Here is a 22790-nt window from a genome sequence, read left to right on the forward strand (position 1 = left end):
CGCGCCGCCCGGTCCGCCCGGGCGCCCTATCCCTGCTCGGAGCGGCCCGCCTCCAGGCGCGCGAGCACGCCCCGGGGAAGGAACTCGCTCACGTCGCCGCCGAGGCCCACGACCTCCTTGATGAGGCTCGAGGAGAGGTGCGCGTAGCGGTTGTCGGCGGTCATGAACACGGTCTCGATGCCGGTGAGGTGGCGGTTCATCACGGACATCGGCAGCTCGTACTGGTAGTCGGTGACGGAACGGAGCCCCTTGACGATGGCCTGCGCGCCGGCAGTGCGGGCGAACTCGGCGAGCAGTCCCCCGCCCATGGGCTCCACGCTGACCCCCGCGAGGCCGGAGACGGTCTCCCGCGCCATGGCGAGCCGCTCCTCCTCCGAGAAGCGGTACTTCTTCGCGTAGTTCGTCGACACCGCGACCACGACCTCGTCGAAGAGGTTCGCGGCGCGCGCGATGATCTCCAGGTGGCCCTTGTGGATGGGGTCGTAGGACCCGGGGCAGACAGCACGGCGCATGGTGTGAACACTACCCAAGGCAGGGCGCCGCGCCATGCCGGACGGTTCCCGCGCGCCGCTTTGCCATACTGGCACCATGCCTGACACCCCTCCCTGGAAGCGCGCGGCCGCCGGCGCGAACCTACTCGGCGCGGACGGCCGGCTCGCCGCCACGATCTTCGAGGAGATCACCGTCGAGGCCCAACGCACGGGGGCCGTCAACCTGGGGCAGGGCTTCCCCGAGGAGGAGGGGCCCGCCCGGATGGTGGAATCCGCCGTGGAGGGGCTCCGCTCGGGAGCGAACCAGTACGCGCCGGGCGCCGGGCTGCCCGTTCTCAGGGAGGCCGTCGCGGACCACCAGCGGCGGTGGTACGGCCTGGAGGTCGACCCGGGCGACGGCGTCGTCGTCACCACCGGGGCGACCGAGGCGCTGGCCGCCGCCGTCCTCGCGTTCGTTTCCCCGGGCGACGAGGTCGTCACCTTCGAGCCGTACTACGACTCCTACGGCGCCATGGTCGCGCTGGCCGGCGGCGTGCACCGCACCATCCCGCTGCTGCCGCCGACGTTCGAGCCCGCGCCCGGGGCCGTGGCCGCCGCGTTCGGCCCGCGCACGCGCATGGTCATCGTCAACAACCCCCACAACCCCACGGGTGCGGTGCTCTCCCCCGGCACCCTGCGCGAGGTCGTCGACGCGGCGGCCCGGCACGGCGCGGTTGTCGTCGCCGACGAGGTGTACGAGCACCTCGTCTTCGGAGCGCCCCACACCCCGGTTGCCTCCCTGCCCGGCGCCGCCGAGAGGACCCTCACGGTCTCCTCCGCCGGGAAGACGTTCTCGTTCACCGGCTGGAAGGTCGGCTGGGCCACCGGGCCGGCGGAGCTGGTCCAGGCCGTCCGGACCGTCAAGCAATTCCTCACGTACAGCTCCGGCCCCGCGTTCCAGCCCGCCGTCGCCGAGGCCCTGGCCCGACCCGCTGCGGACTTCCACGGCTTCGCCAACGAGCTGCGGGCCAACCGGGACCTGCTGGCCGACGGCCTCCGGGAGGCCGGGCTCGAGGTCATCGAGCCGGCCGGGACGTACTTCATCGTGGCGGACACGACCCCGCTCGGCGTGGCCGACGCGGCCGCCCTGGCGCGCCGGCTGCCCGCCGAGGCCGGGGTCGCGGGCATCCCGCTGTCCGTCTTCTGCCACGCGGAGGGCGCGGAGCGCGTCGCCCCGCTGATGCGCTTCGCGTTCTGCAAGCGGCCGGAGACGCTGCGCGAAGCCGTGCGGCGGCTCAAGGACTTCGGGGCCCGCGCGTGAGCCGCGGGCCCCGCATCCGCGGGCGCTGGCTCTCGGGCGTGGGTGCGCAGGCCAGCCTCGCGCCGGACCCGTGGGTGGACGGGGCGTGGGTGCTGAGCATCGGCGGCGCCGAACAGTCCCATGTCGACCTGGAGCGCCCGGACGCCATCTTCTACGAGTACCTGCGCCGCCTGGGCCACCACGTGGACCTGGCCGCGCCGGCCGGACGCCCGCTGCGGGTCCTGCATCTGGGGGCCGGGGCCCTCACCCTGGCGCGCTATGTCCAGGCCACGCGCCCGGGCAGCCGGCAGGTCGCGGTCGACTCGGAGCGGGAGCTGCTCGACTTCGTCCTCGACGCGCTCCCGCTCCCGGCGGGAACGGACCTGGAGACCCTGCACGGGGACGCCCGCGGGGTCCTCGGGACCGCTCTGGCCGGCCGCCGGTTCGACGCCGCCGTCGTCGACATCTTTGCGGGCGCCGACGCGCCCGCCCACCTGACCGTTCCCGGCTTCTACGCGGAGCTGCGGGAGCTGCTGGCCCCGGAGGGGATCCTCCTGGTCAACGTCGGCGACGACCCGCCGCTGCGCTTCACCCGCGGCCAGATCCGAGCCCTACGCACGGTGTTCCACGCGGTCTCGGCGGCCGCGCCGGCGGACATGGTCGACGGCCGGCTGCCGGGGAACACCATCCTGATGGCCACGGACACGCCGTGGGAGCCGCGGCGGCTGGACGCCCTACGCGCCCTCGGCCCGCACCCCGGGGTCGTCCTCGACGGCGTCGACCTGGACGGGTTCGGCCAGCCATAGGGCGGTCTCCCCGTACGCCTTGTGGGAGAACCGCGCCAGGCCCGCGGGCCAGCGGGGCTCCGGGGAACGGGAGGAGCGTTCGACGACGACGGCGCCGTGGTCCTCCAGCACGGCCGCGGCGAGTTCCAGCGTGCCCGCCAGCCGCTCCTCGTCGAGGGGGTACGGGGGATCCATGAGGACCAGGTCCCACGCCCGCCCCGACTCCACCTCGGAGCGCAGGAAGGCGTCGACGCTCCCCTGCCGCACGCCGACGGCGTCGCGTCCGAGCCGGCCGTTGACGGTCCCGGCATTGCGCCGGCAGGCCGCGACCGCCTTCGGCGCCTGCTCGACGAGCACGACCCGGCGCGCCCCGCGGCTCGCCGCCTCGGCGCCGAGCGCGCCCGAGCCGGCGAACAGGTCGAGCACGCGGGCCTCGGCGACGAGGCCGTAGGACTCCAGCCGCGAGAAGAGGGCCTCCTTGACCCGGTCCGTCGTCGGCCGGGTCGCGTCGCCCGGAACCGTGGCGAGGGCCAGGCCTCCGGCGGCGCCGGCGATGATGCGGGTCATGGCTATCCCCTCTCCAAGAAGGCCTGGGTGTCTCCGGCAAGCCGGGCCTCGACGGCACGGCGCAGCGCCGGGTGGGCCGACAGTCCGCCCTCCGCGGCCACGAGCGCGGACGCGTCCTCGCGGGCCCGCTCGATCGTGGCGGTGTCCCGGCTGACGCGCAGTAGGCGCAGGCTCGAGCGGCGGCCGGACTGGCTGGCCCCGAGCACGTCCCCCTCGCGGCGCTCCTCGAGGTCCGCGTTGGCGAGCTCGAAGCCGTCGGTCGTGGCCGCCACGGCGCGCAGCCGCTCCACGGAGGGGTGGCCCTCGTCGAGCCGGGTGGCCAGCAGGCACGTGCCGTGCAGCCCGCCGCGCCCGATGCGCCCGCGCAGCTGGTGCAGTTGGGAGATCCCGAAGGACTCGGCGTCGACGATGACCATCAGCGTGGCGTTGGGTACGTCCACCCCGACCTCGATCACCGTGGTGGACACGAGGACCTGGGTCTCCCCGGATTCGAAGGAGGCCATGGCGGCGGCCTTCTCGTCGGGGGCCATGCGCCCGTGGAGCACGCCGATGCGCACGCCGGACAGGGCGGGGTGCCCGCCCAGGATCCCGGCCATCGTCTCGACCGCGGTCTTCGGCGGCGGGGCGGACCGGCCGGATCCCGCGTCGCCGGCCGCCTCCGCGGCGCCGCGGTCGCGGCCCGCGTCCCCGGCGACGGACCCGTCCCCCGCGCCGGACCCGCCGCCCGCGGCGTCGTCCGTGCCGCCGGTTCCGTCGTCCCCGGCGTCGATGCGGGGACAGACCACGTACACCTGGTGGCCGGCGGCGGCCTCCTCGCGGATGAGTTCGAACACGCGCCGTTCGTAGGCGGGCCGGTTCAGCCACGCCAGGTGGGTCTTGATCGGCGCCCGCCCGGCGGGCAGGCCGGCGAGCACGCTCGTCTCCAGGTCGCCGAACGTCGTCATGGCGACGGTGCGTGGGATGGGTGTGGCCGTCATGACGAGCATGTGCGGGAACAGTCCCGTGTCGCCGCGGCTGCGCAGCGTGTCCCGCTGCTCGACGCCGAAGCGGTGCTGCTCGTCGACGACGACGAGGCCGAGGTCCGCGAACTGGACGTGCTCGCCGAGCAGCGCGTGGGTTCCGACGAGGATCCCCGTCTCCCCGGAGGCGGCCCGCAGCAGCACCTCGCGGCGCCTTGCCGTGGACAGGGACCCGGTCAGCAGGTCGACGCGCGTGCCGTCGGGGTCCCCGCCCAGCAGCCCGCGGTCCGCGAGCGGACCGAGCAGCCGCCGGATGGAGGCCAGGTGCTGCTGGGCCAGGACCTCGGTGGGCGCCAGGAGGGCCGCCTGGCCGCCGGCGTCGACCACCTGCAGCATGGCCCGGAGCGCCACGACGGTCTTCCCCGAGCCGACGTCGCCCTGCAGCAGGCGGTTGGCCGGGCTGTCGCGGGACAGGTCGGCGCCGAGCTGCTGCCCGGCGGAGCGCTGGCCGTCCGTCAACTCGAAGGGCAGGGCCGAGTCGAAGCGCTCCAGCAGCCCGCCGGAGCGCGGCGGGCGCGGGACCGCCGCCTCGGAGGCGAGCTCGCGGCGCCGTTCGGCCAGGGCGGCCTGGACCAGGAGCGCCTCCTCGTAGCGGAAGCGGCGCCGGGCCCGCGCCCAGTCCTCGTCGTCCGCGGGCGCGTGGATGCCGCGCAGCGCCTCGGCCAGGCCGGGGAGGCGGCGGCGGGCCAGGACGTCGCGCGGGATGGGGTCCGCCAGCGCCTCGTCGTCCAGGACGTCCAGAACCGTGCCGACGCTGGCGAGGATCTTGTCGCTGGTCGCCTTCCCGGACACCGGGTAGATCGGGTACAGGCGGGCACCGGCCTCCTCGGGATCGTCCAGGAGCGCGTACTTCGGGTGGGTCAGCTCGAGCTTCTCCCGGTACTCGGTGATCCGGCCGGAGAACATGGCCATGGCGTCCTTCTTCAGTTCGCGGTCCGCCGCGTAGGCGTTGAAGAACGTCATCCGGAGGCGGGACGCCTCGGGGCCGTGCGCATCGGCGACGACGACCTCGAGCCGGAAGCCCCGCCGGCTGCGCATCTGGTGCTTCTCCTTCGAGAGCACGCGGGCGACGATGGTCACCTCCGCGCCCCGTTCCAGGTCGCTGATCGGCGTGAGTTCGCCCAGCCGCACGTACCGCGACGGGAAGTGCATGAGCAGCTCCCCGCAGGTCGCGTACTTGAGCGACTCCTTCAACTGGTTGGCCGTCCGGCCCCCGAGGACGCGCACGAGGGGCGTCTCGAGCCCGATCGTCGCCGTCTCAGGCGCCATGGCCGTGCAGCGCGGTCACGGAGACGTTGACGGGATCGCCGATGTCGGTGAGCACCCGCAGGGCGTCGTCCGCGTCGGGGACGTGGACGTGGACGCGCCAGCGCGGCGTGGACTCCGCCGCGTCGACCGGGCTCATCGCGACGGAGTTGCCGACGGCGTCCAGCCTGGCCCGCAGCGTCGCGGCCTCGAGCGCGCCGAGGGCGATCGTGCACATGACCTCGACGCCGTCCTCGGGCGGGCGGTCGGCGTGCAGGTGCGGATCCTGGATGCCGTAGCCGTGCAGGGGCGCGTACCTGGCCTCGTCGCCGTCGGCGCCCAGCACGGCCGCGCGCAACTGGTCCAGGACGAGCAGCGTGCCGACCGCGCCGGCATCGACGATGTGGGCCTCCGCGAGCGGGCCAAGCTGCCCCTCGGTGGCGACGACGGCACCGAGCGACTCGGCGCGCACGGCCTCCAGCGTCGCGGCCAGCGCCGCGCGGCTGGACGGGTCGTGCGACGTCGAGTCGGCGGCCTCCCGGGCCGCGCCGGCCGCCGCCTCCATGACGGAGAGCATGGTGCCGGGCACGGGCTCGCTGAGGGCGGACCAGGCCCGGACACTGCCCCGGTCCAGGGCCGCGGCCAGCAGCGGGGCGGTCAGGCGCTCGTGGCCGGCCAACGGCTCCGCGAATCCGGCGAGGAAGACGGCCAGCAGCGTGCCGGAGTTGCCGCGGGCGGCCTGCACCGCGGCGCGCCCGGCGACCCCGAGGAACTCGCCGAGGTCCGCGGTGTCGAGCACCGAGACGGCGTCGTGGGCCGTGCGGGCGGTGAGGTAGAGGTTGTTCCCGGTGTCACCGTCCGCGACCGGAAAGATGTTGATCGCATTCAGCCGGTCCGAATGGTTGGCCAGGCAGCGGACGGCGCCGTCGAGCCACGCGGCCAGCGCGGCCCTGCCCGTGGTGATCCTGACCGACATCGCTGCCCGTATCCTCTTCCGTCGCGGCCACTTGCCGTTCCATCCTAGCGGCGCGCGGCCCCGCGCTAGGGTAAGGGCATGCGCCTGTTCCCGTCCCGGCTTCCCCGTGCCCTCGCCGCCCTGCTCGCCGCCGCAGCCCTCGCGGGTTGCACCGCCCCCGTGGCCGTGCAGCCGGCCGCGGACGCGGCGGACCCGGCCTGCGCGGACATGATGGTGCGGCTGCCCCAGGAGCTGGCCGGGCACGAGCTGCGCGAGACGAACAGCCAGGCGACGGCGGCGTGGGGCAACCCGTCGGCCGTGGTGCTGCGCTGTGGCGTGGCCGTCCCCGGGCCGACGACGGACCCGTGCGTGGGGGCGAACGGCGTCGACTGGATCGCCCGCGAGGGGGACCCGGCCTGGACGCTGACCACGTACGGCCGTCAGCCGGCCACCGAAGTGCTCTTCGACCCCGAGCAGGTGCCCTCCAGCACGGTGTTGGCCGAGCTGGCGGACGCCGCGTCGCGGATCCCGGCCACGGGCGGCTGCACCAACCTGGAACAGGATCTCCAGCTGCCCTGACCCGTACCCCCGGCGCGGCGCCACTGCGGCCCCGGCGCGGCGGCGCCGCATCGGCACCGTTGGCGGGCCCGGGCGGCTGCGGCCGCTACCGCAGCCCCCAGCCGCCCCGGCGCCTAGCGCAGCCCGGTGCGGCGGTTGAGGCCGAGCCAGATCAGCTCGTCGATAAGCTCCGGGTACTGGATGCCGGTCTGCGACCACATCTGCGGGTACATGCTGATCGGGGTGAATCCCGGCATCGTGTTGATCTCGTTGATGACCCACCGGCCGTCGGGCGTGTAGAAGAAGTCGACGCGCGACAGCCCCTCGCCGCCGATGGCGTCGAACGCCTCGGCCGCGAGCCGGCGCACCTCCGCGACGGCCCCCTCGGGCAGTTCGGCCGGGCAGCTGAGGCGGGCGGCGTCGGACTCGACGTACTTGGCCTCGAAGTCGTAGAACGTATGGCCCCCGCCGGCCACGGCGATCTCGCCGGGCAGGGAGGCGCGCGTCGGCTCGGCCCCGCGGCCCTCGAGCACGCCGCACTCGATCTCGCGGCCGTCGATCCCCTGCTCGACGACGACCTTGGGGTCGTGCTCGCGGGCGGTTTCGACCGCGGCCCGCAGCTCCTCCGGCGCGTCGACGCGGGTGATGCCGACGGACGAGCCGGCGCGGGCGGGCTTGACGAAGAGCGGGTAGCGCAGGCCGTCGGCCGCGGCCAGCGCGGCCTCGGGGTCCCGGCGCCACTGCTTGTCCGTGATCACGGCGTAGGGTCCGACGGCGAACCCGGCGGCCTCGAAAACGACCTTCATGTAGTGCTTGTCCATGCCGACCGCGCTGGCCGTGACGCCGGAGCCGACGTAGGGCACGTCGGCCATCTCCAACAGGCCCTGCAGGGTCCCGTCCTCGCCGAAGGGCCCGTGCAGCAGGGGGAAGACGAGGTCGACGTGGCCGAGGTCGCGCACGGCCCCACCGTCGAGGGCGACCAGCCGGCGTCCGGTGCCATTGGGGTCCAGGCGCAGCAGGGTGCCGCCGGCGGGGACCTCCGGCGCGTCCCCGCTGGCCAGCGACCACGTCTGGGGATCCGCATCGACCGCGGTCCACTGCCCGTCGCGGGTAATTCCCACGGGGACCACGTCGTAGCGCGCGCGGTCGATGGCCTTGAGCACGCCGGCGGCGGTGACGCAGCTGACGGAGTGCTCGGAGGAGCGGCCCCCGAACAGGAGCAGGATGCGCGGCCGGGTCGTTGTGGTCACTGGTGTTCCCCCTCGGGTTTCAGGTCTCGGTCCAGCAGGCGGGAGGCCATGTCGTCGACCGTCAGCCGGCCCTGCAGCACTGCGCAGACCGCCTCGGTGATCGGCATCTCCACGCCGTGGGTTGCGGCGAGTTCGCGGACGGCGGGCGCCGACTTGATGCCCTCCGCCGTTTGGGTCATCTGCTCGGCGACCTGCTCCAGCGTGCGCCCCTCGCCCAGGAGCCGGCCGGCGGTGCGGTTCCGGGAGAGCGGCGACGAGCAGGTCGCCACCAGGTCGCCGAGGCCGGCCAGGCCGGCCATCGTGTCGAGGCGGCCGCCGAGCGCCAACGCGAGGCGCGTCGTCTCGGCCAGGCCGCGGGTGATGATGGACGCCTTGGTGTTGTCGCCCATGCCGCGCCCGTCGCACATGCCGACGGCCAGGGCGATCACGTTCTTGACGATGCCGCCCACCTCGACGCCGACCAGGTCGGTGTTCGTGTAGGGGCGGAAGTACTCGGGCGCGCACGACGCGGCGATCCAGGCGCCGGTGTCCGCGTCGGGGCAGGCGACGACGGAGGCGGTGGGCTCGCCGCGGGCGATCTCCAGGGCCAGGTTCGGTCCGGAGACGACCGCGATGGCGTCCTCGGGCCAGTCGAGCTCGTCGCGGATGACCGCGGTCATGCGCGCGTCCGTGCCGCGCTCGAGGCCCTTCGCCAGCGACACGAGCACGGCCCCGCGCGGGATCGCGTCCCGCAGCTCGCGCAGCCGCCCGCGCAGCGTCTGTGCCGGCACCGCGAGCACGACGAGGTCCGCGCCGTCCAGGGCCTCCCGCGCGTCGGCGGTGGCCCGGATCGAGGGCGGCAGGGGGATCCCGTCGAGGTAGCGGCTGTTGCGGTGCTCGCGGTTCACCTCGTCGGCGGCCTCCGGGCGGCGCGCCCAGAGGACGATCTCCGCGTCGGCGTTGGCCGGGCAGTCGGCCAGGACCTTGGCGAAGGTGGTGCCCCAGCTTCCGGCGCCGAGCACGGCGATCTTCGCCGCCGGAGGCCTCACGCGCGGTCCCCCGCGCCGGTGCCGGAGTCGAAGTTCCGGCCCGTCTGCGACTGCCCGTGCGCGGCGGGGTCCCAGGGCGTGGCGGGCGGCTCCTCGCCGCGGATGGCGGCGAGCTCGCGGGTCAGGGCCGCGGTGATGCGGCGCGTGGCCTCCTCGAGGACCGCGCGCGTCACCGGACCGCCACGGAGGTCGTCGAGGTCGACGACGGGGCCCACGCGCACCGTGAGGCGCTTGCGCGGGAAGAAGTGGACGCGCTTGCCGTACCGGGGCAGGACCTCCTGGGCTCCCCAGTGGGCCATGGGAACCACCGGCGCCCCGGTGCGCAGCGCCAGGCGGGCGGCCCCGGTCCGGCCGCGCATGGGCCACAGGTCCGGGTCGCGCGTCAGCGTCCCCTCCGGGTACACGACGATGGTGCCCCCGCCCTCCACGATCTCGTGCGCGACCTCGAGCGAGCGGCCCGCGCCGGGGCCGCTGCGCTCCACGGGCACCTGCTTGCTGGCGCGCAGGATCCGGCCGACGACGGGAATCCCGAAGAGGGAGCCCTTCGCCAGGTAGCGGGGCACGCGGCCGTGGTTGTAGAGCGCGTGGCCCACGACCAGGGGATCGATCTCGGTCACGTGGTTCGGGCACACGATGGCCCCGCCGTCGGGCAGCGACCCGAAGCCCTCCCAGCGCTTCGCGAGGCACGCGTTGAGGACGGGCCGGACCACGCCGGCGAGGACGGCGAACAGCGCGCGCGTGCCGATGGTTTCGCGCATCGTCGCCCTACGCGCCCTCGGTCAGCTCGACGTCGGCGCCGAGTTCCCCCAGCTTCTCGAGGAAGCGCTCGTAGCCCCGGCTGATGAGCTCGATGCCGGTGACGCGGCTGGTTCCCTCGGCGGCCAGCGCGGCGATCAGGTGGGAGAACCCTCCGCGCAGGTCGGGGATGTCGATGTCGGTGCCCTTGAGCACCGCGGGGCCGGTGATCACGGCGGAATGCCGGAAGTTCCGCTGCCCGAAGCGGCAGGGCACCGCACCGAGGCATTCGCGGTGCAGCTGGATCGTCGCTCCCATGCGCACCAGCGCGTCGGTGAAGCCGAACCGGTTCTCGTACACGGTCTCGTGCACGATCGACACGCCCGCGGCCTGGGTCAGCGCCACGACCAGCGGCTGCTGCCAGTCCGTCATGAAGCCCGGGTGGACGTCCGTCTCGAGCACGAGCGGCTTCAGCGGCCCGCCCGGGTGGTGGAAGCGGATCCCGTGGTCCTCGATGTCGAACGCCCCGCCGACCTTGCGGTAGGTGTTCAGGAACGCCGTCAGGTCCTGCTGGTGGGCGCCCTCGACGTAGATGTCGCCGTGGGTCACGAGCGCGGCGGACGCCCAGGAGGCGGCCTCGTTGCGGTCCGGCAGGGCGCGGTGGTTGTAGCCGCTCAGGCGCGGGACGCCCTCGACCCGGATGACCCGGTCGGTCTGGACGGAGATGATGGCGCCCATCTTCTGCAGCACGGCGATCAGGTCCATGATCTCCGGCTCGACGGCGGCGTTCTTCAGCTCCGTGATGCCCTCGGCGCGGACGGCCGTGAGCAGGACCTGCTCGGTCGCGCCGACGCTCGGGTAGGGCAGCTCCAGCTTCGTGCCGGTGAGGCCCTTGGGGGCGCTGATCGCGATGCCCCCGGGGCGCTTGTCCACTTCGGCGCCGAAGCTGCGCAGGACGCTCAGGTGGTAGTCGATGGGCCGGTCGCCGATCCGGCAGCCCCCGAGGTCGGGGATGAACGCCTCGCCGACGCTGTGCATCAGGGGGCCGCAGAGCAGGATCGGGATCCGGGAGTCGCCGGCGTGGGCGTCGATCAGGTTCGAGGGGGCGGACTTGGCCCCGCCCGGATCGAGCGTGAGGTCCCCGGTCTCCGGGTGCTTCACCACGGTGACGCCGTGGAGCTGCAGCAGGCTGGTCACGACCTCGACGTCCTTGATTTCGGGCACGTTGCGCAGCAGCGACGGCGTGTCGCCCAGCAGGGCCGCCACCATCGCCTTCGGCACCAGGTTCTTGGCGCCCCTGACTTTCACCTTGCCCTGCAGCGGCGAACCGCCCTGGATCGTCAGGAGTTTGCCCATGTATGAATGACCTCGCGTGTGGTTGGGACACCGGCGGACCGCCGGAGGTACCCCGTAAGCATACCGCCCGCTCCCCGTCGCGGAGGCGTCGGGGGGCGGGCGGCGCGCCTGCGGGCGTGTCTAGCTGCGGACGGGCAGCGTGGTCGGCTTGAACGCCGGCCGGGACGCCTCGTAGCGGGCGATCGCGTCCTCCCGCTGGAGCGTCAGGCCGATGTCGTCCAGGCCCTCCAGGAGGCGCCAGCGCGTGTAGTCGTCGATGCCGAACGGGGCCGTGATCGAGCCGCAGGTCACGGTCCGGGACTCGAGATCGACCGTCACCTCCGTCCCCGGGTGCGTCTCGAGCTCCTTCCAGATGAGCTCGATGTGGTCCTGGTCGACCTGCGCGGCCACGAGGCCCTGCTTCCCCGAGTTTCCGCGGAAGATGTCGGCGAACCGCGCCGAAAGCACCGCCTTGAACCCGTAGTCCTTCAGGGCCCACACGGCGTGTTCGCGGGAGGAGCCGGTGCCGAAGTCGGGACCCGCAACGAGCACGGACCCCGCGGCGTACGGCTCCCGGTTCAGGACGAACTCCGGGTCCCGGCGCCAGCCGGCGAAGAGCGCGTCCTCGAACCCCGTGCGCGTGATGCGCTTGAGGTAGACGGCCGGGATGATCTGGTCCGTGTCCACGTTGCCCTGGCGCAGCGGGACGCCGACGCCCGTATGTGTGGTGAATTTCTCCATGGCGGGCCTCCCTTAGGCTGCGGTGGCGGGGTCGGCCGCGGCGGGCGCCGGCGGCAGGTCGGACGGCGAGGACAGCGTGCCCCGCACGGCGGTGGCGGCGGCGACCACCGGCGACACGAGGTGGGTTCGGCCGCCCTTGCCCTGGCGGCCCTCGAAGTTGCGGTTCGACGTCGAGGCGCAGCGCTCGCCCTCGGCGAGCTGGTCCGGGTTCATGCCCAGGCACATGGAGCACCCGGCGAAACGCCACTCGGCCCCGAACTCCTTGAAGATCCGGTCCAGGCCCTCGGCCTCGGCCTCGAGGCGCACGCGCGCGGAACCGGGCACCACGATCATGCGCACGTCCGGGTCCTTCGTCCGGCCGCGGATGATGGACGCGGCCGTCCGCAGGTCCTCCATGCGGCTGTTGGTGCAGCTGCCGAGGAAGACCGTGTCCACGCGGATGTCCTTCATGGGGGTCCCGGCCTCCAGGCCCATGTAGTCCAGGGCCCGCTCGCAGGCGGCGCGCGCCGACTCCTCCTCGAAGTCCCCCGGCGCCGGCACGGCCTCCGACAGGGACACGCCCTGGCCGGGGTTGGTCCCCCAGGTCACGAAGGGCTCGAGCTCGTCCGCGTCGAGGAGGACCTCGGCGTCGAACACGGCGTCGTCGTCCGTGCGCAGGGTGCGCCAGTAGTCGACGGCGGCGTCCCAGTCGGCGCCCTGCGGCGCGTGGGGGCGCCCCTCGAGGTACTCGAAGGTGGTTTCGTCGGGCGCGACCATGCCGGCGCGCGCGCCCGCCTCGATCGACATGTTGCAGATGGTCATGCGCGCCTCCATGGACAGCGCGCGGATGGCGGAGCCGCGGTACTCCAGGACGTACCCCTGCCCCCCGCCGGTGCCGATCTTCGCGATGACGGCCAGGATGATGTCCTTCGCCGTCACCCCGGGCCGCAACGTCCCCTCGACGTTGATGGCCATCGTCTTGAACGGCTTGAGGGAGAGCGTCTGGGTGGCCATGACGTGCTCGACCTCGGAGGTGCCGATGCCGAAGGCCAGGGCGCCGAACGCGCCGTGCGTGGACGTGTGGGAGTCCCCGCACACGACCGTCGTCCCGGGCTGGGTCAGCCCCAGCTGCGGCCCCACCACGTGCACGATCCCCTGCTCGGCGTCGCCGAGCGGGTGCAGGCGGACACCGAACTCCGCGCAGTTGGAGCGCAGGGTCTCGATCTGCTTGCGGCTCGTCGGGTCCGCGATCGGCTTGTCGATGTCCAGGGTCGGCGTGTTGTGGTCCTCGGTGGCGATCGTCAGGTCCGGCCGGCGCAGCCGCCGCCCGGCCAGCCGGAGGCCCTCGAAGGCCTGCGGCGACGTCACTTCGTGGACCAGGTGCAGGTCGATGAACAGCAGGTCGGGGCGCCGGGCCTCGCCCTCGCCCTCGCCGCGCTCGACGACGTGCGCGTCCCAGACCTTCTCCGCCAGCGTCGTTGGCGCTCCGTGGTGGCCCATGGCTTCTCCTTTGCGGGGTCCCAGCTCGTACACACCACTCAAGCACCGCGCGCGGCGGCCTTCCAGCGAACTGGCGTGCATCTCAAATCCTGAGACGATAGTATCAGCTTATGGACACAACGAGTGGAGTCGGGGTCATCGACAAGGCGGCGTCCGTGCTGGACGCCCTCGAGGCCGGGCCGACGAGCCTGGCCCAGCTGGTCGCGGCGACCGGCCTCTCCCGTCCGACGGTGCACCGGCTGGCGCAGGCGCTGGTCCACCACCGGCTCGTCGGGCGGGACATCCACGGCCGGTTCGTGCTCGGCAGCCGCCTGGTGGAGCTGGCCTCGGCCGCCGGCGAGGACCGCCTGATCTCCGCCGCCGGACCGCTCCTCATCGAGCTGCGCGACGCCACCGGCGAGAGCTCGCAGGTGTTCCGCCGCCAGGGTGACCAGCGGCTCTGCGTCGCGTCGGCCGAACGGCCCGTCGGGCTGCGGGACACCATTCCCGTGGGGACCCGCCTGTCCATGAAGGCCGGATCGGCCGCCCAGGTGCTGCTCGCGTGGGAGGACAACGACCGGCTGCTGGACGGCCTGGACGGGGCGCGCTTCACGCCGACGATCCTCGCCGGGGTCCGCCGCCGCGGCTGGGCGCAGAGCCTGGGCGAGCGCGAGCCCGGCGTCGCGTCCGTGTCCGCCCCGGTGCGCGGTCCGTCCGGGCGGGTCATCGCCGCCCTGTCCATTTCCGGGCCCATCGAGCGGCTCACGCGGCAGCCGGGCAAGGTGCACGCGGAGATCGTCTGCGCGACCGCCGCCCAGCTTGGCTCCGCGCTACGCCAGTCCGGCGAGTAGCGGCGGAGGGGGCCTCCCGCCCTACGCGAGCAGCTGGAAGCTGATCGCCTTGCCGATCGCCCCGCGCGAGAAACGCAGCGACACGGACTCGTCCGCGAGGCGCTCGCGCGCCTCCGCGAAGACCGGGGCGTACGCGTCCGCAAGTCCGTGTTCGGCGGCGACCGGCTCGGAGCGCTCGACGAGCCCGCGGATCTCCTCACGTCCGGCCGCGAGCCACAGGCCACGCCGTTCGGCGACGCCGCGGAACAGTTCCGAGTATCCGCTTGTGACTTCCGACGGGTGGCCCCTCACGGTGAACGGCTCGACCTCGGCGCCGGAGAGCGGGCCACCGATGACCGCCAGCCGCTCCTCGACGTAGTCCCGCGGCAGGGTGTTCGTGGCCTTGTCGTAGCGGAACATGGCCGCCTCGGGGTGGATCGCGAGCACCAGGTCGTGCACGAGGCAGGGCTCGTCGAGCCGCGGGCGGCCGAGCCCGGACAGGCCCGAGCGCTCCAGCGCCAGGAGGCTGCGCGCCTGGTAGGGCCGCATACCGATCATCGAGGTCTGCGTAAACCGCCCGGAGTGGATGGCGTTGCGGTGGCCCAGGAAGTGCCACTCCGAGCCGATCGGGTCGTCCGGCGCGACGCCCATGGAGGCGAGCCCCCGCTCGGCCTCGCGCCGGAAGGCCTCGGCGACCCCCGGGCCCTTCACGTTGCGGGCAATCTGGGCGATGGTCCTCCAGCCGTACTGGCCCTTGAGGATCTCCGCGCCGTGCCCGCCCACGTTGAAGCTCGCCGCCTGGCGGACGTAGGCGGCGGGCGTGACGAGGAAGTCGTAGATGCCCCCGGAGGCCAGGTACCAGTAGCCCAGGGTCGCGCCGGTGCGGTGCAGCTCGGGACGTTCGCCCCGCGTGGGGCGGTTCAGGGCGAAGCCGAACGCCTCCGACATCTCCTTCACGACCGCGAAGTCCGCGGCGTGCTGCGGCGCGGTGTTCATGCACGTGACGCCTGCGGCCCCGCGCAGCGTGTCGGACAGCAGGAAGGCCGCGAGGTTGGCCCGGGAGTCCAGGCCGCCGCTGGCCGAGAAGCGGACCATGTCGGGTCCGAGCGCCGCGAGCCCCTCGAGCAGCCCGACGTAGTCCCGGGCCCCGGCCCGCAGCAGCTCCCCGTAGGTCCCCTCGGACGGCGGGGTGAAGATCTCCCCAAGCGGGACCGTGCGCCGCGCGAGGGACAGCCGCGGCCCGATCTCGACGCTGGCCTGCTGGCCCAGCGGAACCATGGTGACCTGCTCGACGAGCGTGTGCGGGCTCATGAACTGCCCGCCCATGGCGTTGCCCCAGACCCTGGCCTCCGCGGCGCCGACGTCGGCCGTCACGGGCAGGTCGAGCGCATGGCGCAGTTCGGTGAGCAGCAGGATGGAGTCGGAGAACGCGACGCAGCCTGGCCCCTCGAAGGAGAGCAGCTGCAGCATGCGGAACAGGTCGGTGGACACGCTCAGGCGGCGGCCGTCGGCGTCGAGCGCCACGGCCAGGTAGGCGCCCTCGGCGGCGTCGGCGGCCAGGCCGCGGACCAGGTCCGCGTCCTCGCCCGAGCGCCCGCCGAAGACCACGCGCCGGTTCGCGTAGTCGATCGCGTGGCCCCTCAGGTACACGCGCTGCCCCGAGGAGGCGTCCGCCGCCGCGCCGCGGCTGGCAATGAGGACCTCGTGCCCGTCGGCGGCGGGCCAGCGGACGATGTCCCGGGCCGCGTCGCCGGCGTCCGTCCCGGGGCCCGCGAGCCAGCGGGCAACGCGGTCGATGGTGGCGGCCGGGGCGACGACTGCGAGGTAGTTCGACACTGGATCCCTGTTCGTGTCCTGGGGGCGGACGGTCGGCGACGGGCAACCCCACCACACTAGCCGCCGCGCCCTGCCGGGCGCATGCCGGCGACGCCCGGGCCGGCCACGTGTCGCCCGGGCCCACCCTCCGCCGGAACGGAACCGGCGGCCCGGCCCGCCTAGGCCAGCAGGTGCAGGGCGAGGGCCTTGCCCGTGGACGCCCGGGTGAAGCGCAGCGGCACGCTCTCGTCCGCGAGCCGCTCCCTGGCGTCGGCGAAGACCGGCTCGTAGTCCTCCTCGAGCCCGTGTTCGCCGGCGATGTGGACGGCCTGCTCGACGAGCCCGCGCAGCGTGGCGCGCTCGGGGGCCAGCCACAGTCCGCGGCGCTCCACAACGCCGCGGAAGAGCTCGGAGTAGCCGCTGTGCACGTCCCCCGGCGCCCCGTCGACGGCGAAGGGGCGCAGGTCGTCGGGCCGGAGCGGCCCGCCGATGGCCTCCAGCCGCTCCGCCACATACGACTCGGGCATGTTGTTCTTCTCCGACGCGTACCGGAACCCGGCGGCCTGCGGGTGGATGCACAGCACGAGGTCGTGAACGAGGCCGGGCCGGCCCTTCGGTGGCCTGCCCAGGCCGGAGAGCCCGGAGCGCTCGAGGGACAGCAGGCCGCGGGACATGAAGGGGCGCATGCCGATCATGGACGTCTGCGTGAACCGGCCGGAATGGATGGCGTTGCGGTGGCCGACATAGTGCCACTCGGAGCCGATCGGGTCCGCCGGGTCCACGCCCATGGCGGAGAGCCCCCGCTCGGCCTCCTCCCGGAACGACGCGGAGAGCGCAGGATCGGCGATGGCGCGGGCGATCTGCCGGATGGACCGCCACCCGTACTGCCCCTTGACGATCTCGGCCCCGTGCCCGCCGACGATGAAGCGGGCGAAGTCGGTGGCGTAGTAGCCGGGCATGCTGAGGAAGTCGTAGATGCCGCCGGAGGAGAGCATCCAGTAGCCCAGCGACGACGCCGTCTTGTGCAGCACGGGGCGGCGCCCGGAGGGCCGGTTCAGCGGGAAACCGAAGGCCTCGGACATCTCCTTCACGACCGCGTAGTCCTCGGCGTGCTGGGGCGAGTTGTTGATGCACTGCAGCCCGCCGTTCTCCCGCACCGCGGCGGAGACCAGGGACGTGGCGATGTTGGCCCGGGAGTCGACTCCCCCGCTGACCGAGAACCGCATGATCCCGGGCCCCAGGGCCGCGAGCGAGTCCAGCAGGCTGACGTAGTCCACCGCGCAGGAGCGCAGGAGCTCCCCGTAGGGGCGGCCGGTGGGGGCGGCGAAGAGCTCGGCGGCGGGCGTCTGCCGCCGCCGCAGGCGGGCCCATCCGTCGATGGACACCGCCGCCTGCTCCCCCATCGGGACGAGGGCCACCTGCCCGACGATCCCCCGGGGGCTCAGCAGCTGGCCGGCCATGGCGTTGCCCCACGTGCGGGCCCGCGCGGCCCCGGTGTCCGCCGTGACCGGCAGGCCCAGGGCGTGGCGCAGCTCCGTGAGCAGCAGGGTCGAGTCGGAGAAGGCGACCGCGCCGCCGCCCTCGGTCGCGAGGACCGGCAGCAGGCCGAACAGGTCGTTGGAGAGGTTCAGGACCGCCCCGCCGTCGTCCAGGGCGGCGGCCACGTAGCAGCCCTCGACGGCCTCGACGGCCAGCCGGGGCGCCCAGGCGGCGGCCCGGGCGCCCCGGCCTCCGAAGACGACGCGCCGGTCGCCGTAGTGGATCCCGTACCCGCGCAGGTAGGTGCGTTCGGCGGAGGATGCGTCGTCGGCGGCGCCCCGGGAGGCGATGAGGACCTCGTGCCCGTCGGCGGCGGGCCAGCGCACGAGGTCGCGCTCCGCGTGGCCGGCCGGGAGCGCGGGATCGGCGAGCCACCGGGCGATGCGGGACGTGGTGGCCGCCGGCGCGACGACCACGAGGTAGTTCGACATGCTGCGTCCGTCTCCTGTCCGCACGGTGGCCGGCTCCGGTCACGACCCTAGCCGAAGTGGTCCCACCCGTCCGCCACGGTCACGGCGCCGGGGACGCGGAGCCGCCCGGACCCGGGCTCGCACCGCCCGATCGCCACGAAACCCTGGGGCGGGGGGCCGCCGGCAGGGAAGCAGGCGAGCACGCCGAAGTCCTCGCCGCCGCCGAGCACCCAGTCGAGCGGGTCCGCCCCGAGCCGTTCGGCGGCGGCGGCCAGCGGCGCTCCGGCCGCGCGGAGCGCGTCGGCGTCCAGGACGATGTCGACGCCCGAGGCCGCGGCGAGGCGGGGTACGTCGCGCGCGAGGCCGTCCGAGAGGTCCATCATGGCCGTCGCCCCGGCGGCGGCCGCGGCCGGTCCCGCCGCGAGCGGGGGGCGCGGCCGCACCTGCGCGTCGACGAGGGCGCGTTCCCGCTCGCCCCACTCCGCGCCGCCCGGCGCCTCGAGCAGGGCGAGCCCGGCGCCGGCCCAGCCGAGGCGGCCGGCGACGGCGACGGTGTCGCCGGGGCGGGCGCCGGAGCGCAGGACGGGCTCGCGGCCCTCCAGGTCGCCGGTGACCGCCGTCGTCACGGAGATCTCCCGCCCCCGGCCGAGGTCCCCGCCGGCGACGGCGCAGCGGTCCGCCCCGAGGTCGCGGCACGCGGCCGCGAAGCCGTCGGCGAAGGCCTCGACCCAGGCCACGGGGGTGGTGCCGGGCAGCGTGAGGCTGACGACGGCGGCGGTCGCCACGGCGCCCATGGCGTTGACGTCGGAGAGGTTCTGGGCGGCGGCCTTCCAGCCGACGTCGTGGCCGGCGTCGCGCGGCCCCTCCCATTCGAGGCGGAAGTCCTGGTCCTGGACGAGCGTGTCCACCGTGACCACGAAGCGCCCGTCGGGCGCGGCGACGACGGCGCAGTCGTCGCCGGGGCCGAGCAGGGGCTCCGGGCCGGCGAGGCGGGGCAGGATCCGCGCCAGCACGCCGGCCTCGCCCAGGCCCGCCACGGTGTGCGGGCCGCGCGCGTCAGCCACGGGCCCTCCCGACGGCGGCGCGGAACCCGCCGAAGCGGTCCAGCTCGGCGGCGACGGGCCGCGCGACGTGCTCCTCGGCCACCCGGCGCACCGCCGCCAGGAGCCGGCGCCGGGCGGCGCGTGCCCGCCACCGGGCGCCCACCCGCGACGCGACGCCGGACGCCAGGGCGACCAGGATCCCGGCCGCGAGGCCCGCCGCGAGCATCAGGGTGGGCACGGCGAAGCCCTCGACGCGCGGGGGCGGGGGCAGCTGCACCTGGAGGAACCCGGCCCCGGCGATCGCCAGGAGCCAACCGGCCCCGGCGACCGCGCAGGCCAGGGCGAGCCACTGCAGGAGCCCGGCCAGGGGCCACCACCAGGAGCCGCGGCGGGCGCCGAGGTCCGTGGAGGCGATGGCCTGGTCGAGCCGGTCGGGCAGGACGGGCGCGCTCTGGCGCGCGGCCCGGCGCACGGACCCCCGCCAGACCTCGGGCAGGCCCGCGGACGCGGCCTCCGCGTAGTGCCTCACCGCCGCCTCCGAGCGGGCGTGCTGGGCCGGCCCCGGGGCGGGCAGCGAGGTGCGGTGGACGGAGGGGTCCGCGCCCCGGCCGTCCAGGTGCAGCCGCCGCAGCGGGTCGACCCGCAGCCCGCCCAGCCAGCGGGTCAGGGGCCAGCCCGTCCGGGACCGGGCCCGGTGCCGGTAGGACCGGGCGACGGCGTCCACGACGGCGGCCACGCCCGCGGCCCCGGCCAGCTCGGTGGCGAGCCGCTCCCCCGCCGCGGTGCCGGCCCCGGCTCCGGCGCCCTCGGCGTAGGGGGCCAGCCGGGCGGCGAGCCCGTCCGCGTCCGCGGCGAGCCGCTCCGTGGAGGCCCGGCGCCGTCGCGCGTACGCGGCGATCTCCGAGCGCAGCGCGTCCACGCCCTCGCCGGTCGTCGCCGAGGTCGCCAGGACCCGGGAGCGGCGGAGGCCCTCCTGCTCGACGAGGGAACGCAGGGAGTCGACCACCGGGCCGGCCTCTCCGGGGCCGAGCCGGTCGACCTGGTTCAGGACGACGAGCGTGACCGCATCCAACGCGCGCAGCGGGGCCAGGAAGTCCCGGTGCACGGCCGCGTCGGCGTACTTCTGCGGGTCGACGACCCAGACGAGGACATCGACCTGTCCGGCCAGGCGCTCGGCGGTCTCCCGGTGGGCCCTCGCGGTGGAGTCGATGTCGGGCAGGTCGAGCAGGATCAGCCCGTCCGCGTCCGCCCCGGGGCCCGGCAGCGCGTCGATCTCCGCGCGCTCGGCCACCCCCAGCCAGTCCAGCAGCTCGCCGCTGCCCTCGGGCCCGCGGACGGCGGCCAGCGGCTGGGCCGTGGTGGGGCGTGTGGCGGCGACGCGGGCGCGGTCCGTCCCCGTGACGGCGTTGAACAGGGACGACTTGCCGCTGCCGGTGGTCCCGAAGAAGCCCACGACGGTGTGCCCGGCGCTCAGGGCGCGGCGCTTCGAGGCCCGGGCCAGGACCGCGTCCGCACCGTCGAGGACGGCAGCGGGGACGCGGCCGCGGGCCAGGTCGACGGCCTCCTCCAGCGCCTCGAGACGCACGCCGACGGCGGAGGCGGCCCTGGCGCGTGCCCGGCCCGTCACGGGGCGACCGCCCGGGCGGCGGCGTCGACCGCGCGCTGCTGGGCGGTGATCTCGGCGGGGTCCGGCACCGGGGACGGGAGGCGCTCGAGGAAGCGCGCGGCCTCGGCCTCGAGCAGCGCGCGGCAGCGCTCGTCGAGCAGGTCGCGGGCCCGGCGGGCGAGCCGGCGGACGGCGTCCTCGCCGAAGACGGCCTCAAGGAGCTTCTGGCCGAGGACGGCGGAGCCGCCGGCGATGCCAACCTCGAGGCCGGTGAGCCCGGCCGTGGACGCGAAGACGACGACCATGAGCGCGACGGCGACGCCGTTGACGCCGAAGGACACCAGCCGGGCGCGCAGGCGCTTGCCCTCGCCCTCCGCCCGGATGAGCTCGAGCAGGTCGGACTGCCAGGCGCGGATGGATTCGGCGGCCTCCGCCGAAAAACCCTCCGGCACGGCGGCGAGGTCGTCGTCGCCGAGCAGCGCGCGTCCGGCCGGATGCGTCCGCCACGCGGCGTCGGCCTCCTCGGCGGCGCGCGCGGCGGAGGCCACGACGACGGCGTGCAGCCCCGTCTCGATCGCCTGCTCCACGGACACGGCCGGTTGCGGGCGGCCGCCCAGGTAGGCGGCGACGCGGTCGCGGAGGCGGCCGATGCGGTCCTCGACCCCGCGCATGAACTCCCCGGTCCCGACGAAGTCCTGCCAGCGGGCCAGGACCTCCCCGCGCAGGAGCTCGCCGTCGCGCGTCGCCGCGCGCACGTCCTCCGCGGCGCGCGAGTAGGCCTCCTCGACGGCGCCGCGCAGGGCCGCCTCGGCGTCGCGCTGGGCGGCGGCGGCGGCCGCGACGGCGGCCAGCCGCGGGGCGAGTCCGGACAGCGCCCCGGCCAGCGTGCGGCGGGCGACGCCGTGGCGCTGCGCGGCGTCGCCGGCGAGGCGGGACAGCCATGCGCGCAGGTCGGCCACCGCACGCGGTTCCAGGAGCCCGTCGGCGTGGGTCGCCTGCTCGCCGACCGTGAACAGCCGTGCTTCGCCGAGGCCCTCGGCGTCGAGCATGCGGCGCAGGTCGGTGGCGACCTCGTCCGCGACGCCGGGCGGGACCCGGTTCAGCACGACGGCGACGGTGATGTCGCGGGAGGCCGCCTCGGTGAGCAGGCGCCACGGGACCGCGTCGGCGTAGCGGTTGGCGGTCGTGGTGAAGACCCACAGGTCGGCGGCCGAGAGCAGCTGGCCGGCCAGGCGTCGGTTCTCGTCCGCCACGGAGTCGATGTCCGGCGCGTCGAGCAGCGCCATTCCCGGGCCGAGCGAGGGCTCGGCCACGAGCACGACGGCGCCGGTGGCCTCGTCCCCCTCGTCGGTCCCGTCCGCTGCGGAGTCGACCCGGGCCAGGGACGGCAGGACGCGGGGGCCGGTGAACCAGGCGGCGTCGTCGGGATGGTGGAGCAGGATGGGGCGCCGCGTCGTGGGGCGGATCGCGCCGGCGCGCGTCACCAGGCGCCCGGCCAGCGTGTTCACCAGCGTCGACTTCCCGGCGCCCGTCGAGCCCCCGACGACGGCCAGCAGCGGCGCGTCGAGGTGCCGGAGCCGGGGCAGGAGGTAGTCGTCGAGCTGGACGAGCACCGCGGCAAGGTGCTCGCGGTCCGAGGCCGCCGAGGGCAGCTCGAACGGCAGCCGGACGGCGCCCAGCGCGGCGCGGGCCCGCTCCAGGCCCTCGAGGGCGCGTGCCGCGGGCGGCTGGCCCGGTTCGTCGTCGTTGCTCACGCGACCATCATGCCAAATGCGTGGCGCGCGGCGGCGGTCTCCGGGAACCGGCCCGGCGGACCCCGGAAACGCCGCAGGGCCCGGACCGTGTGGTCCGGGCCCTGCGTGGTTGGTGACCCCAGCGGGATTCGAACCCGCGTTACCGCCGTGAGAGGGCGGCGTACTAGGCCGCTATACGATGGGGCCGTATCACCATGCACCGGATGAAGGCCGATGCCGCCTTGTCCTTGCGGACAGTGACCCCAGCGGGATTCGAACCCGCGTTACCGCCGTGAGAGGGCGGCGTACTAGGCCGCTATACGATGGGGCCGTAGCCCTGTCGGCCAGTAGCCTGCCGACAGTGCCGA

General features: G+C 74.9%; 19 protein-coding genes and 2 tRNA genes. 4 read left to right on the plus strand and 17 right to left on the minus strand.

Annotated elements, in window-relative coordinates:
* Positions 1-26: 26 nt before the first annotated feature.
* Entirely contained in the window at positions 27-512 is a 486-nt protein-coding gene (gene coaD / locus AC1Q5D_RS03185; RefSeq protein ID WP_481737121.1) for a pantetheine-phosphate adenylyltransferase, read from the minus strand.
* 76 nt (positions 513-588) lie between these two features.
* On the opposite strand from coaD, the gene AC1Q5D_RS03190 reads away from it, so the two are divergent.
* Positions 589-1791 carry an aminotransferase class I/II-fold pyridoxal phosphate-dependent enzyme gene (locus AC1Q5D_RS03190; RefSeq protein ID WP_481737122.1) on the plus strand — a complete coding sequence of 401 codons (1203 nt, stop codon included), beginning with the start codon at positions 589-591 and terminating at the stop codon, positions 1789-1791.
* Complete coding sequence (locus tag AC1Q5D_RS03195) at positions 1788-2576, plus strand: spermidine synthase (RefSeq protein ID WP_481737123.1); 789 nt, start codon at positions 1788-1790, stop codon at positions 2574-2576. Before AC1Q5D_RS03190 ends, AC1Q5D_RS03195 begins: the two co-directional genes overlap by 4 nt.
* On the opposite strand, the gene rsmD is transcribed toward AC1Q5D_RS03195, so the two are convergent.
* The 3 genes from rsmD to AC1Q5D_RS03210 are packed head-to-tail and all read right to left on the minus strand — an operon-like array spanning position 2505 to position 6362.
* Positions 2505-3122: a 16S rRNA (guanine(966)-N(2))-methyltransferase RsmD gene (gene rsmD / locus AC1Q5D_RS03200; protein ID WP_481737124.1), complete on the minus strand. Its 618-nt coding sequence runs from the start codon at positions 3120-3122 to the stop codon at positions 2505-2507. The two genes, AC1Q5D_RS03195 and rsmD, sit on opposite strands and share 72 nt — an antisense overlap.
* Before the next feature lie 2 nt (positions 3123-3124).
* Entirely contained in the window at positions 3125-5410 is a 2286-nt protein-coding gene (locus AC1Q5D_RS03205) for an ATP-dependent DNA helicase RecG (RefSeq protein WP_481737125.1), read from the minus strand.
* The gene (locus AC1Q5D_RS03210) at positions 5400-6362 is read right to left on the minus strand and encodes a DAK2 domain-containing protein (RefSeq protein WP_481737126.1); all 963 of its coding nucleotides are present in this window, start codon (positions 6360-6362) and stop codon (positions 5400-5402) included. Before AC1Q5D_RS03210 ends, AC1Q5D_RS03205 begins: the two co-directional genes overlap by 11 nt.
* A 78-nt stretch (positions 6363-6440) precedes the next feature.
* Here AC1Q5D_RS03210 and AC1Q5D_RS03215 point away from each other — a divergent pair, with 78 nt between their 5' ends.
* On the plus strand, positions 6441-6920 hold the full coding sequence (locus AC1Q5D_RS03215; RefSeq protein WP_481737127.1) for a DUF3515 family protein: 480 nt from the start codon (positions 6441-6443) through the stop codon (positions 6918-6920).
* A gap of 113 nt (positions 6921-7033) precedes the next feature.
* On the opposite strand, the gene AC1Q5D_RS03220 is transcribed toward AC1Q5D_RS03215, so the two are convergent.
* From AC1Q5D_RS03220 to leuC, 6 genes are all read right to left on the minus strand, one after another.
* Complete coding sequence (locus AC1Q5D_RS03220; RefSeq protein ID WP_481737128.1) at positions 7034-8149, minus strand: D-alanine--D-alanine ligase family protein; 1116 nt, start codon at positions 8147-8149, stop codon at positions 7034-7036.
* Positions 8146-9177, minus strand: coding sequence for an NAD(P)H-dependent glycerol-3-phosphate dehydrogenase (locus AC1Q5D_RS03225; protein ID WP_481737129.1), 1032 nt, complete (start codon positions 9175-9177; stop codon positions 8146-8148). The genes AC1Q5D_RS03220 and AC1Q5D_RS03225 overlap by 4 nt, the downstream gene beginning before the upstream one ends.
* Positions 9174-9935: a lysophospholipid acyltransferase family protein gene (locus AC1Q5D_RS03230; RefSeq protein ID WP_481737130.1), complete on the minus strand. Its 762-nt coding sequence runs from the start codon at positions 9933-9935 to the stop codon at positions 9174-9176. The genes AC1Q5D_RS03225 and AC1Q5D_RS03230 overlap by 4 nt, the downstream gene beginning before the upstream one ends.
* 7 nt (positions 9936-9942) lie before the next feature.
* Complete coding sequence (murA, locus tag AC1Q5D_RS03235; RefSeq protein ID WP_481737131.1) at positions 9943-11268, minus strand: UDP-N-acetylglucosamine 1-carboxyvinyltransferase; 1326 nt, start codon at positions 11266-11268, stop codon at positions 9943-9945.
* Between the two features lie 120 nt (positions 11269-11388).
* Complete coding sequence (gene leuD, locus AC1Q5D_RS03240; protein ID WP_481737132.1) at positions 11389-11988, minus strand: 3-isopropylmalate dehydratase small subunit; 600 nt, start codon at positions 11986-11988, stop codon at positions 11389-11391.
* Positions 11989-12000: 12 nt separating this feature from the next.
* Entirely contained in the window at positions 12001-13467 is a 1467-nt protein-coding gene (gene leuC / locus AC1Q5D_RS03245) for a 3-isopropylmalate dehydratase large subunit (protein WP_481737133.1), read from the minus strand.
* A 110-nt stretch (positions 13468-13577) separates the two neighbouring features.
* On the opposite strand from leuC, the gene AC1Q5D_RS03250 reads away from it, so the two are divergent.
* The gene (locus tag AC1Q5D_RS03250; protein ID WP_481737134.1) at positions 13578-14297 is read left to right on the plus strand and encodes an IclR family transcriptional regulator; all 720 of its coding nucleotides are present in this window, start codon (positions 13578-13580) and stop codon (positions 14295-14297) included.
* A 21-nt stretch (positions 14298-14318) separates the two neighbouring features.
* Here AC1Q5D_RS03250 and AC1Q5D_RS03255 read toward each other — a convergent pair whose 3' ends face one another.
* The 7 genes from AC1Q5D_RS03255 to AC1Q5D_RS03285 all read right to left on the minus strand — a co-directional run bounded on the left by AC1Q5D_RS03255 (position 14319) and on the right by AC1Q5D_RS03285 (position 22753).
* Positions 14319-16112, minus strand: a complete 1794-nt coding sequence (locus tag AC1Q5D_RS03255; RefSeq protein WP_481737135.1) for a hypothetical protein — start codon at positions 16110-16112, stop codon at positions 14319-14321.
* 158 nt (positions 16113-16270) lie between these two features.
* Positions 16271-18061 (minus strand): hypothetical protein, encoded by a 1791-nt coding sequence (locus AC1Q5D_RS03260; protein ID WP_481737136.1) that lies wholly within the window; start codon positions 18059-18061, stop codon positions 16271-16273.
* A gap of 47 nt (positions 18062-18108) precedes the next feature.
* Positions 18109-19104 carry a thiamine-phosphate kinase gene (locus tag AC1Q5D_RS03265; protein ID WP_481737137.1) on the minus strand — a complete coding sequence of 332 codons (996 nt, stop codon included), beginning with the start codon at positions 19102-19104 and terminating at the stop codon, positions 18109-18111.
* A complete protein-coding gene (locus tag AC1Q5D_RS03270; RefSeq protein WP_481737138.1) occupies positions 19097-20710 on the minus strand; it encodes a GTPase in 1614 nt (537 codons plus the stop codon). The genes AC1Q5D_RS03265 and AC1Q5D_RS03270 overlap by 8 nt, the downstream gene beginning before the upstream one ends.
* Positions 20707-22443: a dynamin family protein gene (locus tag AC1Q5D_RS03275; RefSeq protein ID WP_481737139.1), complete on the minus strand. Its 1737-nt coding sequence runs from the start codon at positions 22441-22443 to the stop codon at positions 20707-20709. Before AC1Q5D_RS03275 ends, AC1Q5D_RS03270 begins: the two co-directional genes overlap by 4 nt.
* Before the next feature lie 110 nt (positions 22444-22553).
* Positions 22554-22629 (minus strand) — tRNA-Glu (locus AC1Q5D_RS03280).
* 51 nt (positions 22630-22680) lie between these two features.
* A tRNA-Glu gene (locus tag AC1Q5D_RS03285) sits at positions 22681-22753 on the minus strand.
* Positions 22754-22790 lie beyond the last annotated feature (37 nt).

The organism is Arthrobacter paludis (assembly GCF_056782315.1).

Excerpts from the sequence above, each read along its gene's own strand:
- coaD (WP_481737121.1), bottom strand. The coding sequence starts at position 512 with ATGCGCCGTGCTGTCTGCCCCGGGTCCTACGACCCCATCCACAAGGGC.
- AC1Q5D_RS03190 (WP_481737122.1), top strand. The coding sequence starts at position 589 with ATGCCTGACACCCCTCCCTGGAAGCGCGCGGCCGCCGGCGCGAACCTA.
- rsmD (WP_481737124.1), bottom strand. The coding sequence starts at position 3,122 with ATGACCCGCATCATCGCCGGCGCCGCCGGAGGCCTGGCCCTCGCCACG.
- AC1Q5D_RS03205 (WP_481737125.1), bottom strand. The coding sequence starts at position 5,410 with ATGGCGCCTGAGACGGCGACGATCGGGCTCGAGACGCCCCTCGTGCGC.
- AC1Q5D_RS03210 (WP_481737126.1), bottom strand. The coding sequence starts at position 6,362 with ATGTCGGTCAGGATCACCACGGGCAGGGCCGCGCTGGCCGCGTGGCTC.
- AC1Q5D_RS03215 (WP_481737127.1), top strand. The coding sequence starts at position 6,441 with ATGCGCCTGTTCCCGTCCCGGCTTCCCCGTGCCCTCGCCGCCCTGCTC.
- AC1Q5D_RS03230 (WP_481737130.1), bottom strand. The coding sequence starts at position 9,935 with ATGCGCGAAACCATCGGCACGCGCGCGCTGTTCGCCGTCCTCGCCGGC.
- murA (WP_481737131.1), bottom strand. The coding sequence starts at position 11,268 with ATGGGCAAACTCCTGACGATCCAGGGCGGTTCGCCGCTGCAGGGCAAG.
- leuD (WP_481737132.1), bottom strand. The coding sequence starts at position 11,988 with ATGGAGAAATTCACCACACATACGGGCGTCGGCGTCCCGCTGCGCCAG.
- leuC (WP_481737133.1), bottom strand. The coding sequence starts at position 13,467 with ATGGGCCACCACGGAGCGCCAACGACGCTGGCGGAGAAGGTCTGGGAC.
- AC1Q5D_RS03250 (WP_481737134.1), top strand. The coding sequence starts at position 13,578 with ATGGACACAACGAGTGGAGTCGGGGTCATCGACAAGGCGGCGTCCGTG.
- AC1Q5D_RS03260 (WP_481737136.1), bottom strand. The coding sequence starts at position 18,061 with ATGTCGAACTACCTCGTGGTCGTCGCGCCGGCGGCCACCACGTCCCGC.